The organism is Rhizobium sp. BR 362 (genome assembly GCF_036528765.1).
Classification (GTDB): Bacteria; Pseudomonadota; Alphaproteobacteria; order Rhizobiales; family Rhizobiaceae; genus Rhizobium.
Map to the genome: position 1 here is coordinate 1 of NZ_JARWGH010000014.1, position 21,228 is coordinate 21,228.

The following is a 21,228-nucleotide window of genomic DNA, read 5'->3' on the forward strand; positions in this document are numbered from 1 at the left end:
GGGGCTTGCGCGCTACGTGCTCGATCATCCCAACACGGTTGCCGGAAAAAGGGTCCTGGATTTCGCGAGTGGCTCCGGCCTTGTCGCGATTGCGGCAAAGCTTGCGGGTGCCAGCCATGTGCTCGCCGCCGATATCGATCCCTGGGCAGAAACCGCGATAAGACTGAATGCGGCGGAAAACAGCGTCGCGCTCGATTTCACCGGCGACGATCTCATTGACCGGGTGATGGATGCCGACGTCATTCTTGCCGGCGATGTCTTTTACGATCGCGATTTCGCCGATCGCCTCATTCCCTGGTTCCGGCGGTTGGCGGAAGGGGGTCGTCTCGTGCTGGTGGGCGACCCGGGCAGGGCCTATCTGCCCAAGGATCGTCTGGAGGCTGAGGCTAGCTATGAGGTGCCGGTGACGCGGGCGCTGGAGGATAGCGAGGTCAAGAAGACGACGGTGTGGCGCTTTCTTGCCTACTAGAGCGGGATCCCGCTCTAGCCCTTTGTTTTAACGCATTCCGGACGGAAAACCGCTTCGCACTTTTCCTGGAACTGCTCAACGACCGTCAGGGGCGAATCACACAGACGCCGGCTTCGTAGGAGCAGGCATTGCCGGCACGTTTGATGTCGATGACCTTGGCCCTCGGCTTCAGCGCAGCGGGTTCGCCTCGATATGGATCGTAGCCGCCGCCATAGCCGACGATATAAGTCCCGCCATCGCCCTGATACATATCGGCCGTGCCGGCATAGGTGCCGACCTCAGCCGCATATTGCCGATCCATGAGGATGATTCGCGCCGGTTGCGGCTGCGTGTAGCGCTGCGGCCAGGAGATTTGCTGCAACTGCACCAGGCCCCGATAGCGGAACGGTCGGTGTCCATGGCGATAGTCGGCCGAAAAGGCGGCCGCCCTGGCATAGGCACCGACGCGGGCCGGGTATCGCCGATCCATCAGGACAACTCCGGTCGAGTGCCACTGCGCATGGCGTTGAGGCCAGGAGATTTCATGCAGCGGAAACGGTCCATGATGACGGAACGGCCGGTATCCATGGTGATAATCGCCCGCCCAGGCCGACGTGGACAAAAGGGAGGCGGCCGCTAAAACGAGCGTTGCTGCCTTGAAAAGATATTGTCCCATGGGTTCGCCTCGCGCACCAAATCCTTAATAAAATATGAAGACAGAGTGCCCCAAGGGCGACATGAAGTCCACTCGGCTGACGCGAAAATCACATCGGACTGCCAATCGGAGAATGTCGTTTCTGAGCACTCGCTTAAGCTGTCCGATAATCCGAATCGATTAAATTGACGGCAGACAGCAATTGTGCTTGTCGACGTGGCTTTCCGTCATTATTGGTCGCAATTGATGCAACGCACACAGGACTTCCCCCAAACGTGTGTTGCCCCGGAGATATCCGGGATAGAAGCGTATCGTAACGCCGCGAGGTTCTGATGGCGAACGTCACACAAAACCGGCCCCTGTCGCCGCATCTGCAAGTTTACAAACTCATTCCCACCATGGTCATGTCGATTATCCACCGTATCACCGGCGGCGCGCTTTATTTCGGCACGCTGCTGGTCGCCTGGTGGCTGATCGCGGCGGCGACCGGCCAAGGCTATTTCGAGCTGGTCAACTGGATCATGGGTTCGATCATCGGCCGGCTCGTTTTGCTCGGCTATACCTGGGCGCTGCTACACCATATGCTCGGCGGCTTCCGCCATTTCATTTGGGATCTCGGATACGGCTACGATCCCGCTGTCTCGACCAGGATGGCCAAGGCGACGCTCGTCGGCTCGCTCTGTCTGACCGCACTGGTCTGGATTATCGGCATCGCCATCCGGCTGATTTGATTGGCATGATTATTCCTGGACGCGCTCTGACGCCTGCAGGATCATGCTTTAAAGGATATTTCTCATGGATATGCGCACTCCTCTGGGCAAAGTCCGCGGTCTCGGTTCCGCCAAGGAAGGCACGGAGCATTTCTGGCGCCAGCGCCTGACCGCCGTTGCAAACGTTCCCCTCATCATTTTCTTCGTCATCTTCCTGATGATCTATGCTGGCGCGCCCTACACGGAAGTCGTGCACGCGCTGTCGAACCCGATCGTTGCCGTGATCTTCGGTCTGATGGTGATCTCCGGCGTCATTCACATGAGGATCGGCATGCAGGTCATCATCGAGGACTATGTCCATAGCGAGATCAGCAAGATCGCCCTTCTCATGCTCAACACATTCTTCGCGATCATCGTGGCCGGGCTCTGTCTCTTCGCCATTCTGAAGATCGCGTTCGTAGGATAATCACCGATGGCACCGAATTCATCCCCTCAGAATGGGCCCGCTCAAAACGGGAAAGCGTACAAGTATGTCGACCACTCCTATGACGTGATCGTCGTCGGCGCCGGCGGCGCGGGGCTCCGCGCCACGCTCGGCATGGCCGAGCAGGGCTTCCGCACCGCCTGCATCACCAAGGTATTTCCGACCCGCTCGCATACCGTCGCAGCTCAGGGCGGTATCGCCGCCTCGCTGCAGAACATGACGCCGGATAGCTGGCAGTGGCATCTCTACGACACCGTCAAGGGTTCCGACTGGCTCGGCGATGTCGACGCCATGCAATACCTCACCATGGAAGCGCCAAAGGCGGTCTATGAGCTCGAGCACTACGGCGTGCCGTTCTCGCGCAACGAGGAAGGCAAGATCTACCAGCGTCCGTTCGGCGGCCATATGCAGAACTACGGCGAAGGCCCGCCGGTGCAGCGCACTTGCGCCGCAGCCGACCGTACCGGCCACGCCATCCTGCATACGCTTTATGGCCAGTCGCTGCGCAACAATGCTGAATTCTTCATCGAATATTTCGCGCTCGACCTGATCATGTCCGACGACGGCAGCCGCTGCACCGGCGTCGTCGCCTGGTGCCTGGACGATGGCACGATCCACCGCTTCGCCGCAAAGATGGTGGTGCTCGCGACCGGCGGCTACGGCCGCGCCTATTTTTCGGCGACCTCGGCCCATACCTGCACCGGCGACGGCGGCGGCATGGTTGCCCGCGCCGGGCTGCCGCTGCAGGACATGGAGTTCGTGCAGTTCCATCCGACGGGCATCTATGGTTCCGGCTGTCTGATCACCGAAGGCGCGCGCGGCGAAGGCGGGTATCTCGTCAACTCCGAAGGCGAACGCTTCATGGAGCGCTACGCGCCCTCGGCCAAGGACCTTGCCTCGCGCGACGTCGTTTCGCGCTGCATGACGCTGGAAATCCGCGAAGGCCGCGGCGTCGGCAAGAACAAGGACCACATCTTCCTGCATCTCGACCATCTCGATCCGGCGGTGCTGCATGAACGGCTGCCGGGTATTTCCGAAAGCGCACGCATCTTTGCCGGTGTCGATGTCACCCGCGAGCCGATCCCGGTTCTGCCGACCGTTCATTACAATATGGGCGGCATTCCGACGAACTATTGGGGCGAGGTGCTGAATGCGGACAGCAACAATCCGGAGCGCATTCTGCCGGGCCTGATGGCCGTCGGCGAAGCGGGCTGCGCCTCGGTACACGGGGCGAACCGCCTCGGCTCCAACTCGCTGATCGACCTTGTGGTCTTCGGTCGCGCCGCTGCCATCCGCGCCGGCCAGGTCATCGACCGCGCGAGCCCGGTGCCGCCGGTCAATGTTGCCGCCTGCGACAAGATCATGGAACGTTTCGACCGCCTGCGCCATGCCAGCGGCTCGACGTCGACGGCGGTGCTGCGCGAAAAGATGCAGCGGGCCATGCAAGAAGACGCCGCCGTGTTCCGCACGCAGGAATCGCTGGAATCCGGCTGCCGCCGACTCTCGGCGATCTGGAAGGAACTGCCCGACATCAAGGTCACCGACCGCTCGATGATCTGGAATTCCGACCTGGTTGAGACGCTGGAACTGCACAATCTGATGGCTAATGCCATCACGACGATCTACGGCGCCGAAGCCCGCAAGGAAAGCCGCGGTTCGCATGCCCGCGAGGATTATACCGAGGGCAAGTTCGCTGGCCGCGACGACGAGAACTGGCGCAAACATACGCTCGCCTGGGTCAACGAAGCCGGCGACGTGAAGCTCGACTATCGTCCCGTTCATACCGAACTGATCGCCGAAGGCATCGATCCGCACAAGATCGAGCCGAAGGCACGCGTGTACTGATCTGAGAGGAACTGACTATGGTTGAACTCGCTCTCCCCAAAAACTCTCAGATGCGCGAAGGCAAGGTCTGGCCGAAGCCGGCGGGCGCGACCAATACGCGCGAATTCCGCGTCTACCGCTGGAGCCCGGATGATGGCCTGAACCCGAGCATCGACACCTACTACATCGACGTCGATGATTGCGGCCCGATGGTGCTCGACGGTCTGCTTTACATCAAGAACAAGATCGACCCGACGCTGACGCTGCGCCGCTCCTGTCGCGAAGGCATTTGCGGCTCCTGCGCGATGAACATCGACGGCACCAACACGCTCGCCTGCACCAAGGGCATGGATGAGATCAAGGGCACGGTGAAAATCTATCCGCTGCCGCATATGCCTGTCGTCAAGGATCTCGTGCCGGATCTGACGAACTTCTATGCCCAGCATCGCTCGATCGAACCGTGGCTGAAGACGGTCTCGCCGCCGCCGGCGAAGGAATGGAAGCAGAGCCATGAGGATCGTCTGAAGCTGGACGGCCTTTATGAATGCATTCTCTGCGCCTGCTGCTCGACCTCCTGTCCGAGCTATTGGTGGAACGGCGATCGCTATCTCGGACCGGCTGTTCTTCTGCAGGCCTATCGCTGGCTGATCGACAGCCGCGACGAAGCAAAGGGCGAGCGTCTCGACAATCTCGAAGATCCGTTCCGCCTCTATCGCTGCCACACGATCATGAACTGCGCCCAGACCTGCCCGAAGGGTTTGAACCCGGCCAAGGCGATCGCCGAAATCAAGAAGATGATGGTCGAACGCCGGATCTGACCGCTGTTCGATCGTTCGTCAGTGCCGCAGCTAGACGTCCTGAAGCCATAATTCCGCTCCGTCCATATCGGACCGGAGCGGAATTACTCTGCAGACTTCGGCGGTTGAGAAGCCGCCGCGCGAGATTGGTAAGTGCGTGCCACCGCTGCAGTTCACGGAATTTTTATCAGCTTCGCTTGCACGCCGTTCTGATTTCTCGGGCAAGCTCCGCCGTGACAAAGAGTGCAATCAGCGGACACAGGAATTTGCCGTTTGCTCTACCTGGATGAGGTTTGCCGGGTTAGGCCTTGAAATGACCGGATTCTTGCGGAGCTATGGCCTCCAGCGATTTGTGCCCTGTAGCGACTTGATTAACCAAAGTGAAATACGATAATCCCAACCTAACTAAGCGCCAGTTTGCAAACATCGATGGTGGACAATTAGGAGTATGATGATGCAATTGAGATATGCAGCGACGGCTGCGGCGATAGGTCTGTCGCTTGCCGGTTGCCAGCGCACAGCATACAACGACGATTATTCTCCCCCGCCACTGCAGGCTCAACCCGTCCCCTCCGTCCAATCCAGCCAGCTTCCGCCCACGGCCGGCGGCGCCTCGCAGTTTCCGGCAGCGCCGACGAATGCGCCGAACGCGGCCAATCAGCAGCAACAGCAGGCGATGGCCGCATCCGCGCAGGACGTGACCAAGGAATCCATGGTCGGTAGCTGGAAAGTCAGCAATGGCGGTTCGAGCTGCGACATGTTCCTGACGCTGACCAATCTCGGCAGCGGTTCGCGCGGCGGCACCCGCGGTTGTGCGGGCGAGCTGACGACGATGGGTTCCTGGGAAGTTTCCGGCAAGCAGGTTATTCTCAAGAACCGTGATGGCAGCCAGATCGGCACGCTCTACAAGACGGCCGCTTCTCGCTTCGACGGCTCCACGGCGTCCGGCCAACCGCTCAGCCTCAGCCGATAGCCGATAAAGCTCTTTTGAGGCGGTTGGGACATCCGGCCGCTTCCTTCTTGCACAGGTGGGTATCTCCCCATGCAGCCCATGCCCGACTATTCCATCAGCGTCGTCGAACATTTGAAGGCGCTGACGGCTTCCGGATCGCTTCAGGTGGATTCGGCGCAGATGGATGTGGCGAAATCTCTTGATCGCGTGCTTGCCGATCTCAAGCGAAAGCGACCGGCGACCAAATCGAGCGCGCTCGGCTGGATGTTTGCCGCGCGCAAGAAGCCGGCCGAGATCGTCCACGGCCTTTATATCCATGGCAGCGTCGGGCGCGGCAAGACCATGCTGATGGACATGTTCTTCGGGATGGCGCCCTGCAGCAAGAAACGCCGGGCGCATTTCCATGAGTTCATGGCGGACGTGCACAACCGCATCGCCGCCCATCGGCTGAAGTTCAAGAACGGCGAGACCAAGCAGGCCGATCCGGTGCCGCCGGTCGCAGCCGAGCTTTATGGTCAGGCCGAGCTGCTTTGCTTCGATGAATTTTCCGTGACCGACATCGCCGATGCGATGATCCTATCGCGGCTGTTTTCCGAGCTGTTTTCGCTCGGCTGCGTGTTGGTTGCCACATCGAATGTCGAGCCGGACAATCTCTATCGCGATGGTCTCAACCGCGGCCTGTTCCTGCCCTTCATCGATCTTCTGAAGCGCTATGTCCATGTCGTTACGCTGGACTCGCCGACAGACTACCGTATGGAGAAGCTGAACAGCCAGCCGGTCTATCTGACGCCAATCAACGAGCGCACCGATATGGCGATGGATGCATCGTGGGTCCAGGTGCTGCACGGACGTAAGGCACAGCCGCTGGATATCCCGATGAAGGGCCGCTCTATCCATGTGCCGCTTGCCGCTGATGGCATGGCTCGCTTCTCCTTCGCCGATCTCTGCGAGGAGCCCTTGGGTGCGGCCGATTTTCTGGCGATCGCTAAACGGTTCGATACGATTTTTATCGACCGCGTTCCGAAGCTTGGGCCGGAAAAGCGCAACCAAACCAAGCGTTTCATCATTCTCATCGATACTCTTTACGATCATGCGGTGCGGCTTTTTGTTTCGGCTGAAGCCATGCCCGAGGATCTTCTGATCGAAAGACGTGGCACGGAAGGCTTCGAGTTCGACCGCACCGCGTCACGGCTTTTCGAGATGCGCAGCGCCGAATATCTCACCCAGACTCACGGAAAGCGTGCCGCCGAGTAACGATTTGGTGACAGATTGTCTTACGTTTACGTAAGAAATTTTTGATCTAACCGATTGAAATACCTGATCTCAAAATAATCAATTGCCTATTTCGGCCTTTGGGTCTATGCGAATGGCGGCGATGGTGGATGCCTTGCAGGTGTCCCGCCACGGATTTTGATCGCAAAGGATACACCGAAATGGCGCGCAACAAGATCGCACTTATTGGTTCTGGCATGATTGGTGGCACGCTGGCGCATCTCGCCGGCCTGAAAGAACTGGGCGACATCGTCCTGTTCGACATCGCGGACGGCATTCCCCAGGGCAAGGGTCTCGACATCGCCCAGTCTTCGCCGGTCGAAGGCTTCGACGCCAACCTCACCGGCGCCAGCGACTATTCCGCGATCGAAGGCGCTGACGTCTGCATCGTCACCGCGGGCGTTCCCCGCAAGCCGGGCATGAGCCGCGACGATCTTCTTGGCATCAACCTCAAGGTCATGGAACAGGTCGGCGCCGGCATCAAGAAATATGCCCCGGACGCTTTCGTGATCTGCATCACCAATCCGCTCGACGCCATGGTCTGGGCTCTGCAGAAGTTCTCGGGTCTGCCGACCAACAAGGTCGTCGGCATGGCCGGCGTGCTCGACTCCTCGCGCTTCCGCCTCTTCCTCGCCCAGGAATTCAACGTATCGGTCGAAGACGTAACGGCTTTCGTTCTCGGCGGCCATGGCGACTCCATGGTGCCGCTCGCCCGTTACTCCACCGTTGCTGGCATCCCGCTGACGGACCTCATCACCATGGGCTGGGTCACCAAGGAGCGCCTCGAAGAAATCATCCAGCGCACCCGTGACGGCGGCGCCGAAATCGTCGGTCTGCTGAAGACCGGCTCGGCCTACTATGCTCCGGCCGCTTCCGCCATCGCGATGGCCGAATCCTACCTCAGGGACAAGAAGCGCGTGCTGCCATGCGCTGCCTACCTCTCCGGCCAGTACGGCGTGAAGGACATGTATGTCGGCGTTCCCACCGTCATCGGTGCCGGCGGCATCGAGCGCGTCATCGAAATCGACCTGAACAAGGCCGAAAAGGAAGCCTTCGACAAGTCGGTCGCAGCCGTTGCCGGCCTTTGCGAAGCTTGCACGACCATCGCGCCGTCGCTGAAGTAATTTCCGCGTTCCAACAGGGATAAATCCATGAACATTCATGAATATCAGGCCAAGGCTCTGCTGAAGACCTATGGCGCACCCGTCGCGGACGGCGTTGCCATCTTCGCCGCCGATGAAGCCGAAGCCGCCGCAAAGCAGCTTCCGGGCCCGCTCTACGTCGTCAAGAGTCAGATCCATGCCGGCGGTCGCGGCAAGGGCAAGTTCAAGGAACTTGGCCCCGACGCCAAGGGCGGCGTTCGCCTCGCCAAGTCGATCGACGACGTCGTTGCCAATGCCAAGGAAATGCTCGGCCACACGCTGGTGACCAAGCAGACCGGCCCGGCCGGCAAGCAGGTCAACCGCCTCTACATCGAAGACGGCGCCGACATCGACCGCGAACTCTACCTCTCGATCCTCGTCGACCGCGCGGTCGGCAAGGTTGCCTTCGTCGTTTCGACGGAAGGCGGCATGGACATCGAGACCGTCGCGCACGACACGCCGGAAAAGATCATCACCGTCGACATCGATCCGTCTGCTGGCGTTACGGCTGCCAACTCGGCTGCCCTTTCCGACGCGCTGAAGCTCGAAGGCGCTGCCCGTGAAGACGCTGCCAAGCTCTTCCCGATCCTCTACAAGGCCTTCCTCGAAAAGGACATGGCCCTGCTCGAAGTCAACCCGCTGATCGTCATGACCAACGGCAACCTGCGCGTCCTCGACGCCAAGATCTCCTTCGATGGCAACGCGCTGTTCCGTCACGAGGACATCGTTGCGCTGCGCGACACGACCGAGGAAGACGCCAAGGAAATCGAAGCGCACAAATATGACCTCGCCTATGTCGCCCTCGACGGCAACATTGGCTGCATGGTCAACGGCGCCGGCCTTGCCATGGCCACCATGGATATCATCAAGCTCTACGGCGCCGAGCCCGCGAACTTCCTCGATGTCGGCGGCGGCGCCTCCAAGGAAAAGGTCACCGCGGCCTTCAAGATCATCACCGCCGACCCGGCTGTCGAAGGCATCCTGGTCAACATCTTCGGCGGCATCATGAAGTGCGACGTCATCGCCGAAGGCGTGCTCGCAGCCGTCAAGGAAGTCGGTCTGAAGGTTCCACTCGTCGTTCGCCTCGAAGGCACCAATGTTGAGCTCGGCAAGAAGATCATCAACGAATCCGGTCTCAATGTCATCTCCGCCGATGACCTGGACGATGCCGCCCAGAAGATCGTGAAGGCAGTCAAGGGCTGATCGGGATGGCTGCTTCCTTCGCTCCAACGGCTGCTCATCTTCGCCTCGGTGCCTTTGCCGGCACCTGGGAGGGGGAAGAGCGTGTCGCGGCTTCGGCCTGGACGAAGGAAGGAACGGCAACCGCGCAGCTCACGTCCGAGTGTCTGTTCGGCGGATTTTTCGTCGAACAGCGCTACGTGCAGACGCGGGACGGCAGCACGTCGTTCGAAGCCCGGAACATTTTCGGCTTCGACGCTGCGGATCAGGCTTACAAGCTCTATCAGTTCGATACGGTGGGCTTTACGCCCGCCGCGCCGGCTTCCGGCGAGTGGATCGACGACAAGCTTGTCCTGACCAAGGTCTCGCCGCGCGGTCAACAACGCACTCTCTTCCAGTTCGAAAATGAAGACTGCTACCGCATGGGCGTCACTTTCTCGCCCGCCGGCAGCGATACATGGCAGGAGGTCGTCAGCGGCGTCTATCGTCGCGTTGCCTCCGCGTCTTCCAACCTCTCGTAACAAAGGCCTCGCATGTCTATTCTCATCAACAAAGACACCAAGGTTCTGGTTCAGGGCCTGACCGGCAAGACCGGTACCTTCCACACCGAACAGGCGCTTGCCTATCACGGCACGAAGATGGTCGGCGGTATCCACCCGTCCAAGGGTGGCGAAACCTGGGCCGGCAAGGACGGCGAAAAGCTGCCGATCTTCAAGTCGGTCGCCGAAGGCAAGGATGCGACCGGCGCCAACGCTTCGGTCATCTACGTGCCGCCGGCTGGTGCCGCGGCTGCGATCCTCGAAGCGATCGAAGCCGAGATCCCGCTGATCGTCTGCATCACGGAAGGCATTCCGGTCGCCGACATGGTCAAGGTCAAGGATCGCCTCCAGAAGTCGAAGTCCCGCCTGATCGGCCCGAACTGCCCGGGCGTTCTGACGCCGAACGAATGCAAGATCGGCATCATGCCGGGCTCCATCTTCAAGAAGGGCTCGGTTGGTGTTCTCTCACGTTCCGGCACGCTGACCTATGAAGCGGTGTTCCAGACCACCAATGAAGGCCTCGGCCAGACGACGGCTGTCGGCATCGGCGGCGACCCGGTCAAGGGCACTGAATTCATCGACGTCCTGGAAATGTTCCTCGCCGACGACGAAACCAAGTCGATCATCATGATCGGCGAAATCGGCGGCTCGGCGGAAGAAGATGCCGCGCAGTTCCTAAAGGACGAAGCCAAGAAGGGCCGCAAGAAGCCGATGGTCGGCTTCATCGCCGGCCGCACGGCACCTCCCGGCCGCACCATGGGCCATGCCGGCGCCGTGATTTCCGGCGGCAAGGGCGGCGCTGAAGACAAGATCGCAGCGATGGAATCGGCAGGCATCCGCGTGTCGCCTTCGCCGGCACGTCTCGGCAAGACGCTGGTGGAAGTCCTGAAGGGCTGATCCTACCTGTAGCAAGACCCGGACGGGCAGCGGCATTCGCACATCCCGTCCGGCTTTCGAATTTGCAGAAGCAGATATGCGGTCTGAGGATCGCAGATGGAATATGGTCGCCGGATTTCCGTAAGCCGGCAAAGTAAACAAGTCGGGAGGCGGACGAGAGCGTCCGCATATCACCATGGCAAGGCAAGAAGCCAACGAGCAATTTCAGATCACCTCGTTCCTGGACGGCGCCAACGCTGCCTATATCGAGCAGCTCTATGCGCGCTACGAGGATGACCCATCGTCGGTCGCCGACGAGTGGCGGTCGTTCTTCAAGGCACTGGAAGACAGTCCTGACGATGTGAAGAAGGCGGCCAAGGGCGCCTCCTGGCAGCGCAAGAACTGGCCGATCCAGGCAAACGGCGAGCTCGTTTCCGCGCTCGACGGCAACTGGGGCATCGTCGAGAAGGTCATCGAGACCAAGGTGAAGGCCAAGGCTGAAGCCGCCGGCAAGCCGACCGATACCGCCGACATCCTGCAGGCGACGCGTGATTCTGTCCGCGCCATCATGATGATCCGCGCCTACCGCATGCGCGGCCACTTGCACGCCAAGCTCGACCCGCTCGGCATCGCCGCTGCCGTGGAAGACTATAAAGAGCTGTCGCCGGAGGCCTATGGCTTCACAGAGGCCGACCTCGACCGCAAGATTTTCATCGATAACGTGCTCGGCCTGGAATATGCGAGCATTCGCGAGATGATGGAAATCCTCGAGCGCACTTATTGCTCAACGCTCGGCGTCGAATTCATGCATATCTCCAATCCGGAAGAGAAGGCGTGGATTCAGGAACGCATCGAGGGCGTCAACAAGGGTATCAACTTCAGCGCGGACCGCAAAAAGGCGATCCTGCAGAAGATGATCGAAGCCGAAGGTTACGAGCAGTTCCTTGATGTCAAGTTCAAGGGCACCAAGCGTTTCGGCCTCGACGGCGGTGAATCGCTGATCCCGGCGCTGGAGCAGATTCTCAAAAGCGGTAGCCAGCTCGGTCTCAAGGAAGCCGTATTCGGCATGGCCCATCGCGGCCGCCTCAACGTGCTTTCCCAGGTCATGGGCAAGCCGCATCGCGCAATCTTCCATGAGTTCAAGGGCGGCTCCTATGCGCCGGACGAGGTCGAAGGCTCGGGCGACGTCAAGTATCACCTCGGCGCCTCCTCGGACCGCGATTTCGACGGCACCAAGGTGCACGTTTCGCTGACGGCCAATCCGTCGCATCTGGAAATCGTCAATCCGGTCGTCATGGGCAAGGCCCGCGCCAAGCAGGATATGAGCGCCACCCTCTGGGACGGCGACATCATTCCGCTTTCCGAGCGCTCCAAGGTCATGCCGTTGCTGATCCACGGCGACGCTGCTTTCGCGGGTCAGGGCGTCGTGGCTGAAATCCTCGGCCTTTCCGGTCTGCGCGGCCACCGCGTCGCCGGCACGATGCACGTCATCATCAACAACCAGATCGGCTTCACCACCAATCCGGCCTTCTCGCGTTCATCGCCCTATCCGTCCGATGTCGCCAAGATGATCGAAGCGCCGATCTTCCACGTCAACGGCGACGATCCGGAAGCGGTAGTCTATGCGGCGAAGATCGCCACCGAATTCCGCATGAAGTTCCACAAGCCCGTTGTGGTCGACATGTTCTGCTACCGCCGCTACGGCCACAATGAAGGCGACGAGCCGTCCTTCACGCAGCCGAAGATGTACAAGGTCATTCGTGCCCACAAGACGGTGCTGCAGCTCTATTCCGGGCGGCTGGTCGGCGAAGGTGTGCTGACCGAAGGCGAAGTCGAAAAGATGAAGGCCGACTGGCGCGCCCATCTCGAACAGGAGTTCGAGGCCGGCCAGTCTTATAAGCCGAACAAGGCCGACTGGCTGGACGGCGAATGGTCGGGCCTGCATACGGCCGACAATGCCGACGAGCAGCGCCGCGGCAAGACTGCCGTGCCGATGAAGACGCTGAAGGACATCGGCCGGAAGCTGTCGGAAATCCCGGCAGGTTTCCATGCGCATCGCACCATCCAGCGCTTCATGGAAAACCGCGCCGGCATGGTCCAGACCGGCGAAGGCATCGACTGGGCAATGGCGGAAGCGCTGGCGTTCGGCTCGCTCGTGGTCGAAGGCCACAAGATCCGTCTGTCGGGTCAGGATTGCGAACGCGGCACCTTCTCGCAGCGTCATTCGGTTCTCTATGATCAGGAAACCGAAGAGCGCTACATTCCGCTCGCCAATCTGTCGCCGACCCAGGCGCGCTACGAAGTCATCAACTCGATGCTCTCCGAAGAAGCGGTTCTCGGCTTCGAATACGGCTATTCGCTGGCCCGCCCGAATGCGCTGACCCTTTGGGAAGCGCAGTTCGGCGACTTCGCCAACGGTGCGCAGGTCGTCTTCGACCAGTTCATCTCTTCGGGCGAACGCAAGTGGCTGCGTATGTCCGGCCTCGTCTGCCTGCTGCCACACGGCTATGAAGGCCAGGGTCCGGAACACTCTTCGGCCCGCCTGGAGCGCTATCTGCAGCTCTGTGCCGAAGACAACATGCAGGTCGCCAACGTCACCACGCCGGCGAACTACTTCCATATCCTGCGCCGTCAGTTGAAGCGCGACTTCCGCAAGCCGTTGATCCTGATGACGCCGAAGTCGCTGCTGCGCCACAAGCGCGCCGTGTCGACGCTTGCCGAGATGGCCGGGGAAACCTCATTCCACCGCCTGCTTTGGGACGATGCGGAAGTGATCAAAGATGGCCCGATCAAGCTGCAGAAGGACAACAAGATCCGTCGCGTCGTCATCTGCTCGGGCAAGGTCTATTACGACCTCTTGGAAGAGCGCGAGAAGCGCGGCATCGACGATATCTACCTGCTGCGTATCGAACAGCTCTATCCGTTCCCGGCCAAGGCGCTCATCAACGAGCTCAGCCGCTTCCGCAATGCGGAGATGGTATGGTGCCAGGAAGAGCCGAAGAACATGGGCGCCTGGTCCTTCATCGATCCCTATCTGGAATGGGTGCTCGCCCATATCGATGCCAAGTACCAGCGGGTTCGCTACACCGGCCGTCCGGCCGCCGCCTCTCCGGCGACGGGCCTGATGTCCAAGCATCTGGCGCAGCTCGCGGCGTTCCTTGAGGATGCGCTCGGCGGTTAAAGGCGAATAGGGGGTGCGTGATGGCCTATTTTCATCTGAAACTCGTGCCGCCGCGCCCCAGCTTCCCGCATGACGCCACAGGGGAGGAGATGGCCGCCATGCAGCAACATGCCGCCTATTGGCGCGAACATGCGAATGCCGGAACGGCTGTAGTCGTCGGTCCGGTTTTCGCGGCCGACGGTGCTTTCGGCATGGCTGTCATCGATGTGGACGATGCCGATGCCGCCAAAGCGCTTGGTGATGCCGATCCCGTTCTTCTCGCCGGGCTCGGTTTCCGTATCGAAATCTCGCCGATGCCCTCGATCATTCTCCGGCCGTCCGCCGCCGGAAGTTCCATCTAAATTTTATAACGACGAAAAATCAGGATCTGAACAATGGCCACTGAAATCCGCGTTCCTACCCTCGGCGAATCCGTCAGCGAGGCGACCGTCGGCACCTGGTTCAAGAAGGTCGGCGATGCCATCAAGGCCGATGAGCCGATTCTCGAGCTGGAAACCGACAAGGTGACGATCGAAGTTCCCGCACCAACAGCGGGCACGCTGTCCGAGATCGTTGCACAGGCCGGTGAAACCGTCGGCCTCGGCGCGCTGCTCGGTCAGATCAGCGCCGGCAATGGCGCCGCGGTTGCTCCGGCCCAGGCTGCCGCACCGGCTGCCGCCGCCGCGCCCGCACCGGCAGCGGCTGCCCCGGTCGCTGCTCCAGCGGCTGCTGCACCTGCGTCCGCCATGCCACCGGCGCCCGCTGCCGCCAAGCTGCTCGCCGAAAACAATCTCTCCGCCGATCAGGTCGATGGCAGCGGCAAGCGCGGCCAGGTCCTTAAGGGTGATGTCATTGCCGCCGTCGCCAAGGCTGCCTCGGCCCCTGCTGCCGCACCGGCTGCTCCGGTTGCCGCCCGTGCCCCGACCACTGTCGAAGACGCCGGCCGCGAAGAGCGGGTGAAGATGACCCGCCTGCGCCAGACGATCGCCAAGCGCCTCAAGGATGCGCAGAACACCGCCGCCATGCTCACCACCTATAACGAGGTGGACATGAAGGCCGTCATGGACCTGCGCAACAAGTACAAGGACATCTTTGAAAAGAAGCATGGCGTGAAGCTCGGCTTCATGGGCTTCTTCACCAAGGCCGTCACGCATGCGCTGAAGGAACTCCCGGCCGTCAACGCCGAGATTGACGGCACGGACATCATCTACAAGAACTACTGCCATATCGGCGTCGCCGTCGGCACGGACAAGGGTCTCGTTGTTCCGATCGTGCGTGATGCCGACCAGATGTCGATCGCAGAGATCGAGAAGGAAATCGGCCGCCTCGGCAAAGCAGCTCGTGACGGCCAGCTCTCCATGGCCGACATGCAGGGCGGCACCTTCACGATCTCCAACGGCGGTGTCTACGGCTCGCTGATGTCTTCGCCGATTTTGAACGCGCCGCAATCCGGCATTCTCGGCATGCACAAGATCCAGGAGCGTCCGGTCGCCATCGGCGGTCAGGTCGTTATCCGCCCGATGATGTATCTGGCGCTCTCCTACGATCACCGCATCGTCGACGGCAAGGAAGCCGTGACCTTCCTCGTGCGCGTCAAGGACAGCCTCGAAGATCCGGAACGTCTGGTTCTCGATCTCTAAGGGAGCGCCGGCTGATGTCGAAATGGCCCATGCGGACGATGCGCGGACTCTTGTGCGCCGTCGCCGCGTGGATGCCATCTTCCGCTGCTGCGGATGATTTCGACGCCGCAAAGCTCAGCAGCAATCTCGATCTGGCGTCGCTGAGCGACGCCGATCTCGCCGCCCGGTCGATCACCATCTTTCATATGGGCAATGTCGAACTGACGTCCGGCCGCATTGTCGCCAGCGATCCTCTAGTCGGACCGGATCGTTCGGCTTTCGTCAGGACCGTTCCGCCCGGCAACTATCCCGTCACTCTCTATGAAGCTTTTGGCCGTATTGCCGCGGCGAGCATGCGCTTTGCCGATGGCAAACCGTCGCGCTGGGAGCTGGCACTCATTCCCGGCCAGGATATCCAGTCGCTGAAGGGAGACGAGTTCTTCGGCTATCCGGTGGATGCCGGTCTCGGCTGCTACATGGATGCGGAAACATACGCACTGCTCCAGGAGCGGGAGCAGCAGGTCCGCACACAGAAGTCCGCCACCGACATCAACTACTACGATGATGTCCTAGCTCCCGAAATTAAGGTGAATGACGACAAATATGTCATGCATCGGCCGGTGGCAGGCAAGCGCGGGAATGTCGCGGTGTTCTGGAGCGGATGGGGGGACGGTTTCTACCCGGTGTTCTGGGGCCTCGATGCGACCGGTCACCCGCTCGTCCTCTTCACGGATTTCGGCGTGACCGAAAATGCCGACGGCCGGCACGAGCCGGGGGAAGGGTGATCATGCGGGCAAATCACGCGATGGCACGATTGGCCCCCATGCACTGGGCGATGATGGCATTTGCCGCCATTCCCGCACCGGCCCTGGCGGATGAATGCGTGCAGGAAAAAGCTGTCTACGGCGACATGGAGAACGCCTACGAGCTGCGTTTCGAACCGGTCGGTTCCGAGGCGGCGGCGACCAGCAACAAGTTTAAATTCGCGGTGCGCAACACGCCGATCGTCGCCGATGGCGTGGTGATGCGCTCGGAGGATCAACTGCGCGCCAACGGCCTGATCATGTTCAACTGCCCGGAAGGCGATGTGACGGGCGCGGATCTGCGCGCCTGCACCATCTGGCAGGGCATGATTTATGCCTCGGATCTGACGGGGAAGATCAGTGTCCTGCCGCCGGAGGGCGCTGGCGCTGCGGCGCGGCTGGTTTTGCCGGCACTCGGACCTTCGATCCGTGACTCCTCTATCTGGGGCAAAGGCAAAGCGACCGTCGCCCCCTGGGATGTCTTGACCTTGAAAGGATGCGGCGAATGACTGGCAAATCCCCTGTTCTTCTCGTCACCGGCGGCAGCCGCGGCATCGGGGCGGCGGTTTCGATCGCCGCGGCCCGGCAAGGCTGGGCCGTGGCCGTCAATTACGCCTCGAACAAGGCGGCGGCGGAGACGGTCGTCACGATGATCCGCGACGCGGGCGGGGAGGCGATTGCGGTCGCCGGCGATGTCGGCTCGCCAGAGGACATCCGCACCATTTTCGCGACCGTCGACGGGCATTTCGGCCGGCTGGACGGTCTCGTCAATAATGCCGGCATCGTCGACCGTGTGCAGCGCCTGGACGAGATGACGCCAGAGCGGCTCGACCGCATGTTCCGCATCAACATCACCGGCTCTATGCTTGCGGCCGCGGAAGCGATCCGCCGCATGTCCACCCGTCACGGCGGCAAGGGCGGTGCGATTGTCAATCTCTCGTCCGTAGCAGCCACTTTGGGCGGCGGCGGCCAATATGTCGATTATGCGGCCTCCAAGGGTGCAATCGATACGTTCACGCTCGGCCTGGCGCGCGAGGTGGCGGCCGAGGGCATAAGGGTCAACGCCGTCAGGCCGGGCATCATCGATACGGATATCCACGCCGCCGCCGGCCTGCCCGACCGGGCGCGCGCGATTGCGCCGCAACTGCCAATGAAGAGGGCGGGTACGGCTGACGAGGTGGCCGACGCCATCCTCTACCTCTTAGGACCACAGGCTTCCTATATAACGGGCGCCATCCTCGATGTGAGCGGCGGACGTTGATCGGAAAGGGCAGAAATCATGCAATATATTCTGGAATTCCTCGGCCTGATGGCGGTGTTTTCGATTTTCATCGTTGCACCGGGCGCTGATTTTGCCGTCATCCTGCGCCAGAGCATCGTGCATGGCCGTCGCGCGGCCATGATGACCGGCCTCGGCATGGGCTTCTCGCTGCTCTTTCATGTCAGCTACACCATTCTCGGCCTCGGGCTCATCGTCTCGAAATCGCTCATGCTCTTCAGCCTAATCAAATGGGCCGGCGTCCTTTACCTCGTCTATCTCGGCATCAAGTCCTTCCGGGAGCCGGGCTTCAAGGTGAAGGAGATCGAGATCGGCGAGGAGAACCGCAAGCCGGTTTCCATCTGGCGCTGCCTGGCGACAGGTTTCATCACGAATGCGCTCAATCCGAAACCGGTACTGTTTTTCCTGTCGCTGTTTTCGACGCTCGTGCATCACGACACGCCGGCGCTGATCCAATTTTCCTATGGGATCGGCATGGCGGCGGCGCTCGTCGCCTGGTTTGCCGGCGTTTCTGTCTTCTTCACCGTCAAGCTGGTCCGCGATCGCTTCATCGCCAGCGGCAAATGGTTCAACCGCATCACCGGAGCGGCACTTGTCGGCTTCGGCATCCGCCTCGCTTTGGCGCGGGCGACTGACTAACAGAGTTACAAAACAAGGAAATTAAAACTATGTCCTACGATGTGATCATTATCGGAACCGGTCCTGGCGGCTATGTCTGCGCCATTAAGGCGGCGCAGCTCGGCCTCAAGGTGGCAGTCGTCGAAAAGCGTACCACCTTCGGCGGCACTTGCCTTAATGTCGGCTGCATTCCGTCCAAGGCGCTGCTGCATGCTTCCGAAATGTTCCATCATGCCGGCCATGGCATGGACGCCCTCGGCATCGAAGTCGCAGCACCGACGCTCAATCTTTCGAAGATGCTGGCGCATAAGGATGCAACGGTGAAGGCGAATGTCGACGGCGTCGCCTTCCTCTTCAAGAAAAACAAGATCGATGCCTTCCAGGGCACCGGCAAGATCGTTGCTGCCGGCAAGGTTTCCGTCACGGCTGACGATGGCAAGGTGACCGAGATCGAGGGCAAGAACATTGTCATCGCCACCGGCTCCGACGTTGCCGGCATTCCGGGCGTACCCCTCGAGATCGATGAGAAGGTGATCATTTCGTCCACGGGCGGCATCGCCCTCGACAAGGTACCCGCCACCATGATCGTCGTCGGCGGCGGCGTCATCGGCCTCGAGCTCGGCTCGGTCTGGTCGCGCCTCGGCGCCAAGGTCACCGTCGTCGAATATCTCGACACCATTCTCGGCGGCATGGACGGCGAAGTCTCCAAGCAGTTCCAGCGGATGCTCGCCAAGCAGTGCATCGATTTCCATCTCAACGCCAAGGTTACCGGCGTCGAGAAGGTCGGCGATGGCGCCAAGGTCACCTTCGAGCCGGTCAAGGGCGGCGACAAGGTGGTGCTCGATGCCGATGTCGTGCTGGTATCGACCGGCCGCAAGCCCTACACCGCCGGTCTCGGCCTCGAAGAGGCGGGCGTTGCCCTGGACAACCGCGGTCGCGTCGAAATCGACGGTCACTTCAAAACCAATGTCGCCGGCATCTATGCCATCGGCGATGTGGTGAAGGGTCCGATGCTGGCGCACAAGGCGGAAGACGAGGGCGTGGCGCTCGCCGAAATCCTTGCCGGCCAGGCAGGCCATGTGAATTACGACGTCATTCCGAACGTGGTTTACACGCAGCCGGAAATTGCTTCCGTCGGCAAAACGGAGGAAGAGTTGAAGGCCGCGGGCATCGCCTACAAGGTCGGCAAATTCCCCTTCACCGCCAACGGCCGCGCCCGCGCCATGCTCGCGACGGATGGTTTCGTCAAGATCCTGGCCGACAAGGAGACCGACCGCGTCCTCGGCGGGCACATCGTCGGCTTCGGCGCCGGCGAGATGATCCACGAGATTGCCGTGCTGATGGAATTCGGCGGGTCGTCGGAAGATCTCGGCCGCACCTGCCATGCTCATCCGACCATGTCGGAAGCTGTCAAGGAAGCCGCACTCGCGACCTTCTTCAAGCCGATCCATATGTGAGGTATGGGGCAGGTCAGGCGCGTGTGCCGATGAGGCAATTTTGTGCCTGGCCCCTCACCCTAGCCCACTCCCCGTTTTGACGGGGAGTGGGGATTTACCGGGCAAGATCAGTGCTCTGAGGGAACGGCAAGTGCCGAGACAATTCCCTCTCCCGCATTGGCAGGGAGAGGGTTAGGTGAGGGGCAGGGCACAAGTTCTCCTCGAAACAGCCCTGTCCGGCTCCATAATTTTACTCAGTTAACGGCGGTCACCGTGAAACCCTGCTTGCGCAGCAGTTCCACCAACCCCTGATCACCCACCAGGTGCAGTGCACCGACGGCAATGAAGGTGTTGCCCTTGGCGAGGATCGGTGCGGCGCGCTCCGCCATGACCTTGTTGCGGTCGAGAATGATGCGCTGTTCGAAGGCGGCGGTATCGTCGTCGGACAAAGTCTGGTCTGGCACGATATTCTTCAGCATCGGTATGATCGCGCCGATGTTCCCGGCGAGATAGAGATCGGTCATCGTTTCGTTGACGTCGTTGATCTTGTCGCCGAGTTCCAGCGTCTGAAGCAGCGATTTCAGATGAAGTTGGATCGGCAGATCGCTCATGGCCTTGGCCTGTTCGGCTAGGGTTTCCAGGCCCTTGACCTGCCTGCCGCTAGCGGCGGCGTCACTTGCAAGCTTCTGATCGAGGAATTTTCTGCCGCTCCCCTTGCGGCGGACTTCACAGGCGGTCATTTCGAAGGAACTCGAAATCAACCAGGGCTGCATGTGGGCGACGGCGGCGAGCGGTACGCCGCGCTCTTTCAGGCCCGCTTCCAGTTTGGCATTCTCTTCGGGCGAAAGATGCTGGCTGATGGTAGAGCCATCGGTCAGCATGGTCAAAGACGGATTGATGAAGAGAGACGCCATCGCTTTCCTATCGTCGAGGATTTCATCGGATTCGACGACGATCGTATCCGCCGCGGCACTTGCTTCGGCTGCACCCTTCGGCATGGTCAGCACGCGCGGGTCGCTGACATGCATGGTGCCGAGCAGCCAGGAAGGTTTCAGGCCGGGCTTTTCGATCTTCCAGAAGATGCTTTTGCCGTTCACCACCTTGGCACCCTCCGCGAGGATGGCGGCATATTTCGCGGGATCGCTTTTCTGCAGTTCAGCCATCAGATCCTTGCCACCGCAGCTATCGGGCGTTGCCTCCTTGAGTAAGGCTCCGATTTTGGCAAAATCGCTTTTCTGCAATTTTCCGAACGGATTTTTGGCACCGCTATCCGATGCCGTCTCGTCGGCATGGGCCGGCTGCAAGCTGAGTATGGTGGTGATCAACAGAATTGCCAGCATCAACGGAAAGGCTGTCGCGAGCCAAAGGAGGAGGTCGCCGATTGCCGGTTTCATTGACCGCATCGTCTTAGGTTCGAGGGCAGAAATCATCTAAA

Annotated in this window: 21 protein-coding genes; 19 read left to right on the plus strand and 2 right to left on the minus strand. The window is 60.7% G+C overall.

All coding sequences use genetic code 11. The features are described from left to right. Nucleotides 1-469 (plus strand): class I SAM-dependent methyltransferase (locus QDY28_RS18025; protein ID WP_331383034.1); only part of this gene is annotated, 469 nt, incomplete at its 5' end. 85 nt (nt 470-554) lie between these two features. Here the strand turns inward: QDY28_RS18025 and QDY28_RS18030 are convergent. Next, nucleotides 555-1,124 carry a hypothetical protein gene (locus tag QDY28_RS18030; RefSeq protein ID WP_331383035.1) on the minus strand — a complete coding sequence of 190 codons (570 nt, stop codon included), beginning with the start codon at nt 1,122-1,124 and terminating at the stop codon, nt 555-557. Nucleotides 1,125-1,435: 311 nt separating this feature from the next. Between QDY28_RS18030 and sdhC the strand changes: the two genes are divergently transcribed. The 18 genes from sdhC (at nt 1,436) to lpdA (ending at nt 19,814) form a co-directional block, all read left to right on the plus strand. Continuing rightward, on the plus strand, nt 1,436-1,834 hold the full coding sequence (gene sdhC / locus QDY28_RS18035; RefSeq protein WP_331383036.1) for a succinate dehydrogenase, cytochrome b556 subunit: 399 nt from the start codon (nt 1,436-1,438) through the stop codon (nt 1,832-1,834). Between the two features lie 64 nt (nt 1,835-1,898). Further along, nucleotides 1,899-2,279: a succinate dehydrogenase, hydrophobic membrane anchor protein gene (gene sdhD / locus QDY28_RS18040; RefSeq protein WP_331383037.1), complete on the plus strand. Its 381-nt coding sequence runs from the start codon at nt 1,899-1,901 to the stop codon at nt 2,277-2,279. A gap of 6 nt (nt 2,280-2,285) precedes the next feature. After that, the gene (gene sdhA, locus QDY28_RS18045) at nt 2,286-4,142 is read left to right on the plus strand and encodes a succinate dehydrogenase flavoprotein subunit (RefSeq protein WP_331383038.1); all 1,857 of its coding nucleotides are present in this window, start codon (nt 2,286-2,288) and stop codon (nt 4,140-4,142) included. Between the two features lie 17 nt (nt 4,143-4,159). Next, nucleotides 4,160-4,939 carry a succinate dehydrogenase iron-sulfur subunit gene (locus tag QDY28_RS18050; protein ID WP_104824606.1) on the plus strand — a complete coding sequence of 260 codons (780 nt, stop codon included), beginning with the start codon at nt 4,160-4,162 and terminating at the stop codon, nt 4,937-4,939. Nucleotides 4,940-5,372: 433 nt separating this feature from the next. Further along, a complete protein-coding gene (locus QDY28_RS18055; protein ID WP_331383039.1) occupies nt 5,373-5,891 on the plus strand; it encodes a protease inhibitor Inh/omp19 family protein in 519 nt (172 codons plus the stop codon). Nucleotides 5,892-5,960: 69 nt separating this feature from the next. Then, on the plus strand, nt 5,961-7,124 hold the full coding sequence (gene zapE, locus QDY28_RS18060) for a cell division protein ZapE (protein WP_331383040.1): 1,164 nt from the start codon (nt 5,961-5,963) through the stop codon (nt 7,122-7,124). A 179-nt stretch (nt 7,125-7,303) separates the two neighbouring features. After that, nucleotides 7,304-8,266, plus strand: coding sequence for a malate dehydrogenase (gene mdh, locus QDY28_RS18065; RefSeq protein ID WP_331383041.1), 963 nt, complete (start codon nt 7,304-7,306; stop codon nt 8,264-8,266). A 27-nt stretch (nt 8,267-8,293) separates the two neighbouring features. Next, the gene (gene sucC, locus QDY28_RS18070; protein ID WP_331383042.1) at nt 8,294-9,487 is read left to right on the plus strand and encodes an ADP-forming succinate--CoA ligase subunit beta; all 1,194 of its coding nucleotides are present in this window, start codon (nt 8,294-8,296) and stop codon (nt 9,485-9,487) included. A 5-nt stretch (nt 9,488-9,492) separates the two neighbouring features. Further along, nucleotides 9,493-9,984 carry a DUF1579 family protein gene (locus tag QDY28_RS18075; RefSeq protein WP_331383043.1) on the plus strand — a complete coding sequence of 164 codons (492 nt, stop codon included), beginning with the start codon at nt 9,493-9,495 and terminating at the stop codon, nt 9,982-9,984. Nucleotides 9,985-9,996: 12 nt separating this feature from the next. Then, the gene (sucD, locus tag QDY28_RS18080; protein WP_331383044.1) at nt 9,997-10,899 is read left to right on the plus strand and encodes a succinate--CoA ligase subunit alpha; all 903 of its coding nucleotides are present in this window, start codon (nt 9,997-9,999) and stop codon (nt 10,897-10,899) included. A 175-nt stretch (nt 10,900-11,074) separates the two neighbouring features. Further along, nucleotides 11,075-14,059 (plus strand): 2-oxoglutarate dehydrogenase E1 component, encoded by a 2,985-nt coding sequence (locus QDY28_RS18085; protein ID WP_331383045.1) that lies wholly within the window; start codon nt 11,075-11,077, stop codon nt 14,057-14,059. Between the two features lie 20 nt (nt 14,060-14,079). Beyond that, nucleotides 14,080-14,400 (plus strand): YciI family protein, encoded by a 321-nt coding sequence (locus tag QDY28_RS18090; protein WP_331383046.1) that lies wholly within the window; start codon nt 14,080-14,082, stop codon nt 14,398-14,400. 33 nt (nt 14,401-14,433) lie between these two features. Continuing rightward, nucleotides 14,434-15,678 (plus strand): 2-oxoglutarate dehydrogenase complex dihydrolipoyllysine-residue succinyltransferase, encoded by a 1,245-nt coding sequence (odhB, locus tag QDY28_RS18095; RefSeq protein WP_331383047.1) that lies wholly within the window; start codon nt 14,434-14,436, stop codon nt 15,676-15,678. Between the two features lie 14 nt (nt 15,679-15,692). Beyond that, complete coding sequence (locus QDY28_RS18100; RefSeq protein WP_331383048.1) at nt 15,693-16,442, plus strand: DUF4241 domain-containing protein; 750 nt, start codon at nt 15,693-15,695, stop codon at nt 16,440-16,442. 20 nt (nt 16,443-16,462) lie between these two features. Further along, entirely contained in the window at nt 16,463-16,969 is a 507-nt protein-coding gene (locus QDY28_RS18105; RefSeq protein ID WP_442967556.1) for a hypothetical protein, read from the plus strand. Beyond that, on the plus strand, nt 16,966-17,721 hold the full coding sequence (locus tag QDY28_RS18110) for an SDR family oxidoreductase (protein ID WP_331383049.1): 756 nt from the start codon (nt 16,966-16,968) through the stop codon (nt 17,719-17,721). Before QDY28_RS18105 ends, QDY28_RS18110 begins: the two co-directional genes overlap by 4 nt. A gap of 18 nt (nt 17,722-17,739) precedes the next feature. Further along, nucleotides 17,740-18,378: a LysE family translocator gene (locus QDY28_RS18115; RefSeq protein WP_331383050.1), complete on the plus strand. Its 639-nt coding sequence runs from the start codon at nt 17,740-17,742 to the stop codon at nt 18,376-18,378. A gap of 29 nt (nt 18,379-18,407) precedes the next feature. Beyond that, complete coding sequence (lpdA, locus tag QDY28_RS18120; protein ID WP_331383051.1) at nt 18,408-19,814, plus strand: dihydrolipoyl dehydrogenase; 1,407 nt, start codon at nt 18,408-18,410, stop codon at nt 19,812-19,814. Nucleotides 19,815-20,047: 233 nt separating this feature from the next. Here lpdA and QDY28_RS18125 read toward each other — a convergent pair whose 3' ends face one another. After that, a complete protein-coding gene (locus QDY28_RS18125) occupies nt 20,048-21,223 on the minus strand; it encodes a TraB/GumN family protein (protein ID WP_331383052.1) in 1,176 nt (391 codons plus the stop codon). Nucleotides 21,224-21,228: the final 5 nt, after the last annotated feature.